The organism is Kitasatospora sp. NPDC086801 (genome assembly GCF_044745805.1).
In the GTDB taxonomy this organism is placed as follows: domain Bacteria; phylum Actinomycetota; class Actinomycetes; order Streptomycetales; family Streptomycetaceae; genus Kitasatospora.
This window is the reverse complement of sequence record NZ_JBIVAX010000008.1, coordinates 47,507-59,477: the sequence shown is the minus strand read 5'-3', so window position 1 is coordinate 59,477 and position 11,971 is coordinate 47,507. Positions and strand designations below refer to the sequence as shown.

Here is an 11,971-nt window from a genome sequence, read left to right as displayed (position 1 = left end):
CGCTCCTGACGCTCGGCCTGCTGGTGCAGGCCGGTGTGGTGGTGGACCAAGTTCGGCTGGCTGGGCAAGCTGCCCAAGCCCAAGCTGGAGGGCAACAAGGCGACCTACGTCAACGCCCGCCCCGGCGTCGACCTGGTCCTCGAAGCCACCCGGACCGGTTTCGAGCAGTTCCTGATCGTCAAGGACCGCTCCGCCGTCGCCCAGACCGGCACGATGACGATCCCGCTGGACACCACCGGGCTCACCGTCTCGCCGCAGCAGGCCGGTTCGATCCAGCTGCTCGACAAGGCGACCGGCAAGAGCGCGGTCAAGATCCCGGCCCCCGTCATGTGGGACGCCGCGATCGACCCGGCCTCGCAGGAGCACCTGAACCGCGGCCCGGTCGGCAACGCCACCCCGCTCACACTGTGGGGCTGCAACGGCGGTGACAACCAGCAGTGGGAGGTTCGTACCGACGGCACGGTCATGAACCGTCACTCGGGCCAGTGTCTCGACGCCGACAAGGGCGCCTCGATCTGGGTCTGCTGGACCGGGCCGAACCAGGTCTGGGACGTCCAGACCTCCGGCACCACCTACGAGCTGAGCGAGCTGGACGGCTCGAAGACCGTCTTCGCCCGCCAGGCCGGTTCGAACATCTACCAGGTGGTCAGCGAGACGGGGGCGGAAGCCGCGTCGACCACCCGCTACCAGTACGACACCACTGACGGCCGCTCGCTGGTCAAGCGCGTCATCCCGACCGTCGAGCCAGGCGTCGACGACGTCAACGGCTGCACCGTCGACCCGCTGCCGCGCGGCTGCGAGGTGATGGAGTACGACTACGCGAAGGCCACCACCGCCACCTCCTCGACGCCGGGTGACTACCTGGACCGGGTGCGAGGCGTGAAGGTCTGGTCGTGGAACCCAGCCACCTCCAAGCAGGAGGCCGTCGAGGTCGTGCACTACGTGTACGACGACCGCGGCCGCCTGGCTCAGGTGTGGGACCCGCGTCTGGCCACCCCGCTGAAGACCTCGTACAGCTACGACGACGCCGGCCGGGTCACCCGGATCGGCGCTGCCGGTGAGTTGCCGTGGAACTTCGACTACGGCAAGGCCGCAGCCGATCAGGACCCGGGCCGTCTCCTCAAGGTCCGCCGCGGCACGCTCTCGCCGGGCAGCAAGGACCAGGTCAACGGCGAGATCGCGACGTCGGTCGTCTACGAGGTGCCGCTGACCCGCGGCGCGGGCGGCCCGTACGACCTCTCCGGTGCGGACGTGGCCAAGTGGGCGCAGACCGATGCGCCGACCGACGCCACCGCCGTGTTCGGCCCCGAGGACGACCCCGGCACCAACACCGCCTCGGCGGCGAAGCCCGGCCCGGACGGCTACAAGCCAGCCGGTGTCCACTACCTCAACGCGTCCGGCAGCGAGGTCAACACCGCGACACCGTCGGTCACCCCGGGCGGTGACATCGACACCAAGGAGTACGACCGCTACGGCCACGTCGTCCGCGCCCTGGAGGCCACCAACCGCTCCATCGCGCTCGGCACGCACCCGGACGCGGACAAGATCGCAGCCGAACTGAACCTCACCACGGCCGACTCCGTAACCCGGGCACGCCTGCTGGACTCCCGCACCGTCTTCACGGCAGACGGACTGGACGTGGCGGAGACGCTCGGTCCGGTTTACCGCGCGTCGCTCGCCGAGCAGGTCAACCCGACCCTGGCCGCCGGGACTTCGGTCGTCGCCCGCGACCACAACACCAACACCTACGACGAAGGGAAGCCCGACGGCCAGGCCTACCACCTGGTCACCACCGCCACCGACGGCGCCCGCATCGACGGTTACGCCGACGACGTCGAACTGCGCGTCACCAAGACCGGCTACGACACGCCGATCGGCGGTACCTCCGGCTGGACGCTCAAGGTGCCCACCGCAGTCACCACCGACGCCCTCGGCACCAAGCCCACCTCGACGGTGAAGTACAACGCCTCCGGACGCGCGCTGGAGTCCCGCAAGCCGGGCTCGAACGGTGCCGACGCCGGAACGGTGAAGTCGGTGTTCTACACCGCCGGAGCCAACCCGGACGACGCCGCGTGCGCCAACCGTCCCGAGTGGGCGGGCCTGCCCTGCGTCACGATGCCGGGCGGCGCGATCACCGGATCCGACGACACGCGGATGCCGACCACCCTGCCGGTCAAGCGGGTCACCCGCTACTCGGCGTTCAACGAGCCCGAGGAGACCACCGAGACCAACGCGGGCAAGAGCCGAAAGACCGTCACCGTCCACGACGGGCTGGATCGCGTCGTCTCGACCGAGATCACCTCGGATGAGGGCAAGCCGCTGCCGAAGGTCACCGTCGAGTACGACCCGGCCACCGGCGACGCGGTGAAGACCACCTCCGGCGGCAAGTCCCTGACTAGGGTCATGGACCAGCTGGGCCGGCTGATCTCCTACACGGACGCCGACGGCGCCACCACCACCTCGGAGTTCGACAAGTTCGGCAAGCCGGTGAAGCTGAGCGACCCGACCGGGTCCACCAGCTACACCTACGACCGCGCGAAGGAGCCGCGCGGATTCCTCACCTCCGTCACGGACAGCGTGGCGGGCGAGTTCACCGCCAAGTACGGCACGAGCAGTCAGCTCGTCGAGCAGACCTACCCCGGCGGCATCGTCCGCAAGGACACCTTCAACGCCATGGGTGTGGCCACCGGCCGTACTTACAGCCGTAATTCCGACAACACCGTCTCGGCCGGCTGGTGAAGGCCGAGCAGACCACGGTCGCCACCGGCTGCGTCACCCGCCAGTACGCCTTCGACGCCCACTCCAACCGCCTGTCCAAGCAGACCTCCCCGCGCGGGGCGGCCGGCGAGTGCAGCACGGCCGGGGCCACGACGGAGAACCACACCTACGACAGCGCCGACCGGCTCACCGACGCCGGCTTCGTCTACGACGCCTTCGGGCGCACCGTGAAGACGGCCACCGGCGCGACCAACACCTACTGGGCCAACGACCGCGTCGCCGCCCAGGAGAAGGGGGACACCAAGCAGGAGTGGGCCGTCGACGCCGCCCACCGCCTGACCGCGTTCACCACCAGCAAGAAGCAGGCCGACGGCACCTGGGCCAACGCCACGTCGAAGCTGAACCACTACAGCGACGACTCGGACGAGGTCCGCCGGACGGTCAGGCCAACGCCCGCTACGGCTGGCTCGGCGGCAAGCAGCGCTCCGCCGAGGCCCAGGACGGCGACATCCTCATGGGTGCCCGCCTCTACAGCCCGGCCCTCGGCCGCTTCCTGCAGATCGACCCGGTGCCCGGCGGCAACGCCAGCCCGTACGACTACTGCACCGGCGACCCGATCAACTGCACCGACCTCGACGGCAACTGGGGCATCAAGAGCTTCCTGAAGAAGACGGTCGAGGTTGTCGCCAAGGTCGCCGAAGTGGCCGCCTACATCCCCGGCCCGATCGGCACCATAGCGGCCGTGGTCTCCTCGGGCTCCTACGCGGCCACCGGGAACACGGCCAAGGCTGCCGAGATGGCGGTCGTGGCAGTGGCGCAGGTCGTCGGCGCAGGCGCCGCAGCGGGGGCTGCATTCGCAGCCGTCAAGGCCGTTTCCGCAACGCGCAAGGTGGCCAAGGCCGTTGCCTGGTCGGCCACCAAGGCGAAGGTCAAATACACCGAGAAGCTGTTTCTCAGCAAGACCTTCGGAGGAAGGTCGGAGAGATTCGGCAACGTGAGCATGACTGCCTTCAAGAAGGGTGAGCAGAAGCTCGGCCTCAGAGAACCTGGCAAGGCCGGTCGGTACAATAGTGGGAACAAGGACACCAGGTGGGCCGCCGGTTGGTCGGTTCACAAGCGTGATGGCGACAAGATCTATCGAGCCGTCTTCAGGATCAAGACGCCCATCCCCAAGCTGCGGAAGATCGACGCCCTCTGGGGCCCCCGCATCGGGAAGCACGCGTTCAAGCATCACTGGTAACCGCAAGGAACGACAGAGTCAGGCATATCGACGAGGGGTCGCATTGGAAATCGAGGAGATGGCCGAGAGGATCTCGGCCGCCGGATCGTCCCGGGAAGTGATTCCCGACTTCCTGCCGATCTCGGTCAACATCGATCAGGATGATCCGATGGTCACCGTGCACCTTGGCGGCGCCTTGGACATCGACCTGCGCCCCGTAGGGGACTGGTCCCGTTACGGATTCTTCTGCGACGGATTCTCGTTCGAGGAAATGCCGGCCGAGTCGGCGGTCTCCGCAGTGCTGTCGATCGCACTGGGGGATGCCAGCGTCAGGACCACCGGGAAGTGGATCTTCCGGGAACGGGTCTTGGAGTTCGATATTGATGGAGAGCAGTGGCGGGCGTTCCGGCCGCTGTCTCACGAGACGCCGCTTTGGGAGCAGATCATCGGCAAGTAGAAAAGAAGATGTCTAGCTAGCGTTCGAGTGGCCCGCCGTCCTTTTCGGCGGGCCACTCTGCGTGGTCCGGCCCCTTCCGGGAGTCGGCCGAGACGCATCCGGTCCGGCTACCCGAACACACAGCGGGTCGATAGCCTGGGATGAGAGGTGGGTTGGTTGGGACGGGGAGGATTGCCCCCGGGGTACTCGGCGAAGGATCTCACAACACAACTGGGGGAAATCATGCAGAAGCGGCGCAGTCCCTGGGCTTTCGCGTACTTCCTGATCGGGCTCGTGTGCGCACTGATCGCGGCGTCGTCGGCGGCGTTCTCCACCAGGGTCGACGACCTCATACCGATCGTCCTCGCCGGGGTTCCGGGCCTGGTCCTGACGCTCCGCTCCCCTGTCTACGGGGTGTCCTTCGGCGCGGACGGCGTGAAGTACTGCGGGCTGCTGCGGGCTCGTTCCTACACCTGGTCCGAGGTGCGGGAGGTGCGGTCGGCCACGGTTCCCGGAACGCTCTTCTCCTCCGACCTCCCGGAACTGGTCCTGGCCGACGGCAAGTCGGACCAACTGCCGCTGCTGGCCGGCTACGGGTGGGGGACGAAGGCGAACCGACGGGTCGGAGGCCTCGTGGCCGAGTTGGAGAGGGCGCGGGCCTCAGCGCTCACAGCTTCGGCGCGGCCTCCAGCGCCCGGGAGAGGGCGGTGAGGAGGGGGAGGGTGGGGGCGACGTGGCCCGCCTCGATGGCGCGGATCTGGGCGTCGGTGAGGTCGGCGCGCTTGGCGAGGTCCGCGACGGAGAGGCCGAGGGCGGTGCGGCGTTCGTGGACGGCGCGGGCGAGGGCGCCGGCCGGATCGCCGTCCGGGTGGGCGGGGAAGTCCTCGATCAGTGGGCGCGCTTGGTTCACCGGACCTCCTCATCGGCGAGTGGGGGCGCACAGCCTGACACAGCATCACCACCTGGAGTGCGAAGCGGCGGTCAAGGATTCTTGACCGCCGCTTTGACGTCCGGCTACTTGACGGGGTGCGGGTGGCCGAGGTGGGGGAAGACGGGGAGGACGTCGGTGTGCGGAGGGATGTGGTCGCCGGTGATCTTGCCGCCGGAGACCATGGTGAGGCGGGCCGAGGTCACGTCGTCGACGAGGGTGCGGCCGTTGGGGTAGGCGGCGGGGCGGGAGCGGTCGTAGCGGAGGATGTCCGGGAGGACGAGCTTGAGGGTCTCGGTGGCAGCTGCCGTGGTGTAGTCCCCGGTGTGCTGGAGGACGGCCGTCCAGGCCTCGCGATAGGTGTCCCAGTCGTCGGCCGGCTCACCCGCGTTGTACGCGTCCTTCACCTCCTCCTTGTTGAAGTAGGCGGTGAGGGAGGGGTGCGCGCCACGGTCGACGGAGACGAGTTGGCCGTCCTGGCGGAGGCTGACCCGGGCCCAGACGCCGATCGTCGGGTCGGGGCCGAGGTCGGTGTCGGGGACTTCGAGGGCGATGCCGAAGACGTTGGCATCGGCCATGGCGTCCTTGCCGGTCCAGGTGAAGTCGTTGACGATCCCTTCGAGGTCGGCGAAGAAGGGGTCGCTGCGCAGGCCGACGGAGAGCTTGCGGTCGTTCACCTCGATGACGTCGGGCGCGTCCCCGAAGGCGACCGGGGCTTCGGAGAACAGGACGTCCCCGGTGGGCTCGTGCTTCTGCGCGGCGGCGCCGGTCGCGCGGTGGACGGTGACGGTCTGGGCGCCGGTGTGGGTGGGGGCGGAGAAGGTGAAGGAGTAGGCGACGTCGGCGCGGTGGTCGCCGTCGTTGTCGATGTTGATGCGGTAGACGGCGTCGGGGTGGAACTCGGCCGCCTGGGTCGGGGCGTAGGGGTTCGCGTTCATGATCAGGACGGTCCGGCCGGGCGCGTCGGCGGCCGGGAAGGCGAACACGTCGGTGAGGTCGAGCCGCGCGTCGCCCCGGGGGGAGCGCAGGTTGGGGCCGCTGAGGTGATGGGACATGGGACCGTTGGTAGCAGCCCCCACCCGGCACCGGCCCGACGACACCCTCACTCCGCCCGCTCGTCCGCCGATTGGCGGTCACTGCACGACGGAACGCCGACGGAACGCCGCGCGGAAGCGACAGGCCGTCAGGAGAAGGCTGCTTCAGACCTCGGCGGTCGCGGCGAACGCCACGAACGCCTGCCACGCGGCCGGCTCGAACACCAGCTGCGGGCCGCTCTTGTCCTTGGAGTCACGCACGTGGACGATGCCGGGCGTCTCGGCGACCTCGACGCACTGACCGCCTTCGTTGCTGCTGTAGCTGCTCTTGATCCACGCCAGCTTCGCGTTCATCGTTCTCCCAGCATCTTCTCGATCAAGGCCAAGGACTCCCTCAGCCGCTCCCGGAAGAGCGACTTCGCGCTTCACCCCTGCCTCACCACCATCGCACGCCGGGGCACCACCCCTAAGACGAACGGAGTGGGAAGTCGACCCCGCCGACTTCCCACTCCACGTGCCGAAACGCAGTCCCGTCAGCCCTCGGCCCGCACGCCGCCGCCGAACACCGCCTGGATGAGCCGGTCCAGCGCCTTCGGGAACTCCTGCGCCGGGTCGGACGCGGAGTCGCCGGTGGTCAGTCCGGCGGTCAGGGTCTTGCTGCCGTCGGGGGTGCCGATCATCAGTGCCCCGTAGCCCCCGGGGGCGCCGCCGTTGTGGTGGACGATGGTGCCGCCGTCCGGGCCGAGGTCCTGGACGAACAGGCCCAGGCCGTAGCCGAGCATCCCGTGCGGCGTGCGCATCTCGTCCAGCAGTGGGGCGGGCAGGAGTTGGCCGCCCAGGAGCGCGGCGAAGAAGGTGTGGAGGTCCCGGGTGGTCGAGATCAGGTCGCCGGCGCCGACCAGGAGGGAGAGGTTCTGGCGGGCGACGTCGACCACCTTCCACTGGTCGCCGTCCTGGTAGCGGTAGTAGCCGTGGGCGTGCGGCCCGGGGAGCTCCGGCGAGTCGCCCGGCACCACGGTGTCCCGCAGTCCGAGCGGCCGCAGGATCCGCTGCTGCATCTCCTCGGCGTACGGGCGACCGGCGGCCTGCTCGATCAGCAGCACGGCCAGCGTGTAGTTGGTGTTGGAGTAGCTCTGGTCGGTGCCCGGCTCGAACCGTGCCGGCTTGGACAGCGCGAACTGCACCAGCTCCTCCGGCCGGTAGCTGTGGAACCGGTTGTCCACCCACTCCTTGCCCATCGCGGGGATCCCCGGCACGAACGTCCCGTCGGGTTCGAGGTCGCCGGTGTAGCTGGCCAATCCGCTGGTGTGCTGGAGCAGCATCCGCACGGTGATCCGCCGGTCCAGCCCGAGCGCGGGCAGGTGGCCCGCCACCGGGGCGTCCAGCCCGAGCGCGCCGTCGGCCACCAGCTGCAGCACCAGCGTGGCGACGAAGGTCTTGGTGGTGCTGCCCACCCAGAACCGCCCGTCCACCGAAGGCTTCGCGGTCTCGCCCAGCTTGCGCACCCCGGCGCTGCCGACCCACTCGCCGCGCTCGTCGTGCACGCGCAGCTGCATCCCGGCGAAACCGGCGTCGACGAACTCCTGGATGGCCTGCTGCAGTTCCGGGCGGTCCTGGGCGGTGTTGCTCTCGACGGTGTGGAGGGTGCTGGTCATGGTCGTTCCTCGTCTCGCGATGGGATGTGTGCGGCGCAGTTCAGGGGCGGGTGAGCGGTGCCGCGTCAGAGGCTGCGGGCGGTGATGTCGCCGTAGGCGGTGGTCGCGTGGATGCTCAGGCCGGCGGCGGCGCCGTCGGTGTTGTCGAGCGTGTTGCGGATCCGGCCGTAGGTGGTGCCAGCGTCCAGGGTGGCGGAGACTCCGCGGGCGGCGCCGACGGACACGTCGCCGGCCTCGGTGCGCAGCGTGACGGTGCCGTGCACGGCTTCGGTGATGTGGATGTCGCCCTTGGCGGTGGTGATCTCGGCGGGGCCGGTGAGGCGGCCGACGGAGACGTCGCCGGCGAGGACTGCGAGGTGGGCGCCGGTGGTCTCGTCGAGCTTGACCGTGGCCTGCGCGCCCTCGAAGGCGACGTCGCCGAGGCGTCCGACACCGCGGAGTTCGGCGCTGGCCGCCTTCGCCTGGATGCGGGAGCCGGCGGGCAGTTGGACGGTCACCTCGACGGTGCCGGACTGGCCGAGGATCCGGTTCTCGGCCGCCGCGGCCTCGATCCGCAGGACGCCGTCGGCGTATTCGACGGTGATCCGCTCGGCCGCCTTCACGTCGCGGCTCTTCGAGGCGTCGGCGGGCAGGACCTCGACGGTGGTGTCGGCGCGGTCGGCGGCGATGAACCGGATGCGCCCGGCGGGGATGTCGAGGACGGCGGAGACCGGGGCGGGGGTGGCGAAGTTCTGCACGATGCTCTCCTGTGACGGCGACTCGTTGTTTCTGACTCCGGAAACGCTACGTTGCCTTCACGGTTCAGGCAATGGGCTTGTTGCGTTCAATCACGATCAATGCAGGTAGATGCCATGTTTTCGTTGCAACAGTCTTGGATTTAACGCAACATCAGCCACTCTGACCGTTGCATTTCCACGTAGAGAGGGCGCCGCGCCGTCAGCCCGCGGATGTAAACCCCCAGGCCAATGCGCGCGGCCGGGTTGTCATCCGGTGGTCGGATGTGGCCGAGCGGGCCGCGATGACAGCCTTCCGCTCAGGTGCACGGAGATCGACCGGACGGGCCGTCAGGGGCCGTCCCGTCCAGCACACCCAGGGAGGGGCCCATGACCACCACGCCGTTCACGAGCCGACACGCACTGACGCGCCGCCGCCTGCTGGGGGCCGCACTGGCCGCCGGGGCAGCCGGGGCCGCCGCACCGCTCGGCCTCGCCCGACCCGCGTGGGCGGCGGGCGCCGCCACCCCGGCAGCCGACGGCCCGGCGCGGCTCACCCTGCCCGAGCCCACCGGGCCGCACCCGGTCGGCACCGTCCCGCTGCACCTGCTCGACGCCTCCCGCCCGGACCCGGTGGCCGGGCCGGGCCGTTTCCGCGAGCTGATGGCGAGCGTCTGGTACCCGGCCCGCGAGGCGGGGGACTTCCCGCTCGCGCCGTGGATGGCCGAGGGCGCGCTGCGGGCGTTCCTCGCGGACACGGGCTTCGCCATCGACCCCGCCCTCGCCCCGCTGACCTCCGGCCACGTGGGCGCCCCGGTCCACCGCGCGGGCCGCCGCCTGCCCGTCGTCGTCTACTCGCACGGCGCGCACAGCCAGCGTGCCGACCACACCGTGATGGTCCAGGAACTGGCCAGCCACGGCTACGTGGTGGTCACCGTCGACCACACCTACGACGCGATCACCGAGTTCCCCGACGGCCGGGTCCTCACCCCGGACCGGAGCATCCCGATGGGGCCGAAGGACTTCGCCGCGGACATCCGCTTCCTCCTCGACTGCGTCGACGACCTCGCCGCCGGACGCAACCCCGACACCGACCGCAAGCCGCTGCCCGCCGGCCTGCTGCACGCCCTCGACCCGGACCGCGTCGGCATGTTCGGCTGGTCGAAGGGCGGCACGGCCACGGCGTACACCATGCTCACCGACCAGCGCGTCCGCGCCGGGCTGAGCCTGGACGGCCCGATGCAGCCCACCATCACCACCGACCTGGACCGGCCGTTCATGATGATGACCGCCGCGTTCACCCGGGCCGAACAGCCGGATGTCGCCGGGTTCTGGCAGCACCTGCGGGGCTGGCGGCTCGACGTCCAGGCCCAGGGTGCCGTGCACGTCTCGTACGGCGACAACCAGGTGCTGATCCCGCAGGCGGCGAAGCTCCTCGGCCTGACCGACGAGCAGGTCCGGGGCATGATCGGCACCCTCGACCCGGCCCGCGCGGTCAGGATCCAGCAGGCGTACCCGGTGGCCTTCTTCGACCAGCACCTGCGGCACCGCCCCAGCCGGCTCCTCGACGGGCCGTCCGCGGCCTTCCCCGAGGTGACGTACCTGCCGTAACGCCGGTCAGCCCACGACCGTGGCGGCCGCCCCTCCCCCGGGGGCGGCCGCTACGGCGTTTCGGCCCGGATCTCGTCCAGCGACTCCCCCAGCACCCCCTTGGCCCGGGTGAACCAGTCGGCGATGACCGCGATCTCGTCCGGCGTGTAGTCGGCGAACAGCGCGCCGATCCGCTCAGCACCGGCGCCCCCGCACGCCGCGGCCCCCGTCGGGCTGCCTGCCCGACGGGGGCCGTCGCGTTGCCCGGCTCAGACCGAGGTGCCCCGGGTGACGGGGGCCGTGGCGGTGGGCGGGGTGGTGCTGCCGGCAGTGGTGCCGAGGGCGCGCTGGACCTTGGCGACGGCCGCGCGGTACTGGAAGGAGGCGAGCTGGGAGGAGGCTCCGTCGCGCTGGAAGAAGCCGAAGGCCATGCCGACGGTGCCGAAGCGCTCGACGCCGACGAAGGCGTTCAGCTGGACGCCGGCCAGGGTACCGTCGAGGCGGACGGCGGGCGCGTCCTGGCGGTCGCCGAGGGTGACCGGGGTGACGGTGAAGGTCACCGAGTCGTTGGTGCCGGCGTTGAAGGTGATGGTGTGGCAGCTCTTGAGGGCTGCGGCGGCGGCGTCGAGGTCCGCGGTGAGCTTGCCCGCGTCCTCGGCGGTCAGGGACTCGGTCACCATCGGGTTGCCGCCCTGGCCGTCCAGTTCGACCTCGGCGCGCGGGGTCTCGGGCCCGGGTACGCCGGTGTGCATGTTGATCAGGTCGCTGAGGGCGTCGCAGCCGTTGACCGGGGACGGCATCGCGCTGGGGCCGGCGCTGGGGCTGGCCGTGGCGGGGGCCTGGGCGAAGCCGGGGCCGACGTCGTCGACGGTGAGCAGGGCCGCTGCGAGTTGTTCGGAGGTGGGCAGGCCCTGGGCGGGCTGGCCGGGCGTCGCAGCCGCGGCGAGGTGGGCCGGGCCCAGGGCGACCGCCGCGGCGAGGGCGGCGGCGGCGAGGGCGTGGAGCGGCTTCGGGTGGGACATCCGGGCCCCCGGTCGAGAGTTCGGGCAGGGACAGCCACCAGTGTCCCACCGGGCCCGGGAAGGGGCTCGCGGGCGTGGATCGCCGCAGGTCAGGCCCCCTGGCCCGGCTCCGGCGGAAGCGCTTCGAGGGTTTCGGCGAGCCACTGCACCCAGAAGGCCTCCAGCCCGATGCCGGCCCGCAGCACGGCGTGCTGGAGGCGGTTCTCCCCGACCGCCGCCTCGGCCGGGAAGTCGCGCCGCTCGATCTCCCGGTAGTCGTCCAACTGCGCACGGTGCAGGGCCAGATGCCGCTGCAGCTCGGCCGCCAGGCCGTCCGTGCCGACCACCGCGGCAGCACGCAGCCGCAGCAGCAGCGGTTCGCGGACGGCGCGCGGCGCGGCGCCCTCGGCCGTCCAGCGGGCGAGTTCGGCGCGGCCCTCGGGCAGGACCTCGTACTCCTTCTTCTGCCCGCGGACGGGGCCGGCCGGCTGGAGGGCCCGGATCTGCCCGGAGGCCTCCAACCGGCCCAGTTCGCGGTAGATCTGCTGGTGGGTGGCGGGCCAGAAGAAGCCGATCGACTTGTCGAAGCGCCGGGTCAGCTCCAGCCCCGAGGACGGCCTCTCCAGCAGAGCGGTGAGGATGGCGTGCGGCAGCGACATGCCGTCGATCCTAGGGGG

12 protein-coding genes are annotated in these 11,971 nt (G+C 70.6%); 5 read left to right on the top strand and 7 right to left on the bottom strand.

Translation table 11 applies throughout. The annotated features are described in order from the left end of the window. The first annotated feature begins 33 nt into the window (after positions 1–33). The 4 genes from ACIPLC_RS12390 (at position 34) to ACIPLC_RS12375 (ending at position 5,084) form a co-directional block, all read left to right on the top strand. Positions 34–2,739 (top strand): ricin-type beta-trefoil lectin domain protein, encoded by a 2,706-nt coding sequence (locus ACIPLC_RS12390; RefSeq protein ID WP_400472912.1) that lies wholly within the window; start codon positions 34–36, stop codon positions 2,737–2,739. A gap of 493 nt (positions 2,740–3,232) precedes the next feature. After that, positions 3,233–3,958, top strand: coding sequence for an RHS repeat-associated core domain-containing protein (locus ACIPLC_RS12385; protein ID WP_400472911.1), 726 nt, complete (start codon positions 3,233–3,235; stop codon positions 3,956–3,958). Between the two features lie 43 nt (positions 3,959–4,001). Continuing rightward, positions 4,002–4,394 carry a hypothetical protein gene (locus ACIPLC_RS12380; RefSeq protein ID WP_350883049.1) on the top strand — a complete coding sequence of 131 codons (393 nt, stop codon included), beginning with the start codon at positions 4,002–4,004 and terminating at the stop codon, positions 4,392–4,394. A gap of 222 nt (positions 4,395–4,616) precedes the next feature. Beyond that, entirely contained in the window at positions 4,617–5,084 is a 468-nt protein-coding gene (locus tag ACIPLC_RS12375) for a hypothetical protein (protein WP_400472910.1), read from the top strand. On the opposite strand, the gene ACIPLC_RS12370 is transcribed toward ACIPLC_RS12375, so the two are convergent. The 5 genes from ACIPLC_RS12370 to ACIPLC_RS12350 form a co-directional block, all read right to left on the bottom strand. Next, entirely contained in the window at positions 5,041–5,283 is a 243-nt protein-coding gene (locus ACIPLC_RS12370) for a helix-turn-helix transcriptional regulator (RefSeq protein ID WP_400472909.1), read from the bottom strand. The two genes, ACIPLC_RS12375 and ACIPLC_RS12370, sit on opposite strands and share 44 nt — an antisense overlap. A 104-nt stretch (positions 5,284–5,387) precedes the next feature. After that, positions 5,388–6,356 carry a DUF4331 family protein gene (locus ACIPLC_RS12365; protein ID WP_400472908.1) on the bottom strand — a complete coding sequence of 323 codons (969 nt, stop codon included), beginning with the start codon at positions 6,354–6,356 and terminating at the stop codon, positions 5,388–5,390. Positions 6,357–6,500: 144 nt separating this feature from the next. Further along, complete coding sequence (locus ACIPLC_RS12360) at positions 6,501–6,689, bottom strand: DUF397 domain-containing protein (RefSeq protein ID WP_400472907.1); 189 nt, start codon at positions 6,687–6,689, stop codon at positions 6,501–6,503. A gap of 179 nt (positions 6,690–6,868) precedes the next feature. After that, positions 6,869–7,990 carry a serine hydrolase domain-containing protein gene (locus tag ACIPLC_RS12355; RefSeq protein WP_400472906.1) on the bottom strand — a complete coding sequence of 374 codons (1,122 nt, stop codon included), beginning with the start codon at positions 7,988–7,990 and terminating at the stop codon, positions 6,869–6,871. Positions 7,991–8,055: 65 nt separating this feature from the next. Continuing rightward, a complete protein-coding gene (locus ACIPLC_RS12350; protein WP_400472905.1) occupies positions 8,056–8,727 on the bottom strand; it encodes a DUF4097 family beta strand repeat-containing protein in 672 nt (223 codons plus the stop codon). Between the two features lie 366 nt (positions 8,728–9,093). Here ACIPLC_RS12350 and ACIPLC_RS12345 point away from each other — a divergent pair, with 366 nt between their 5' ends. Continuing rightward, the gene (locus tag ACIPLC_RS12345) at positions 9,094–10,314 is read left to right on the top strand and encodes an alpha/beta hydrolase family protein (RefSeq protein ID WP_400472904.1); all 1,221 of its coding nucleotides are present in this window, start codon (positions 9,094–9,096) and stop codon (positions 10,312–10,314) included. Between the two features lie 248 nt (positions 10,315–10,562). Here the strand turns inward: ACIPLC_RS12345 and ACIPLC_RS12340 are convergent, their stop codons facing one another. Both ACIPLC_RS12340 and ACIPLC_RS12335 read right to left on the bottom strand, forming a co-directional pair. Then, entirely contained in the window at positions 10,563–11,315 is a 753-nt protein-coding gene (locus ACIPLC_RS12340) for a hypothetical protein (RefSeq protein ID WP_400472903.1), read from the bottom strand. Positions 11,316–11,404: 89 nt separating this feature from the next. Continuing rightward, the gene (locus ACIPLC_RS12335) at positions 11,405–11,953 is read right to left on the bottom strand and encodes a PadR family transcriptional regulator (RefSeq protein WP_400472902.1); all 549 of its coding nucleotides are present in this window, start codon (positions 11,951–11,953) and stop codon (positions 11,405–11,407) included. Positions 11,954–11,971: the final 18 nt, after the last annotated feature.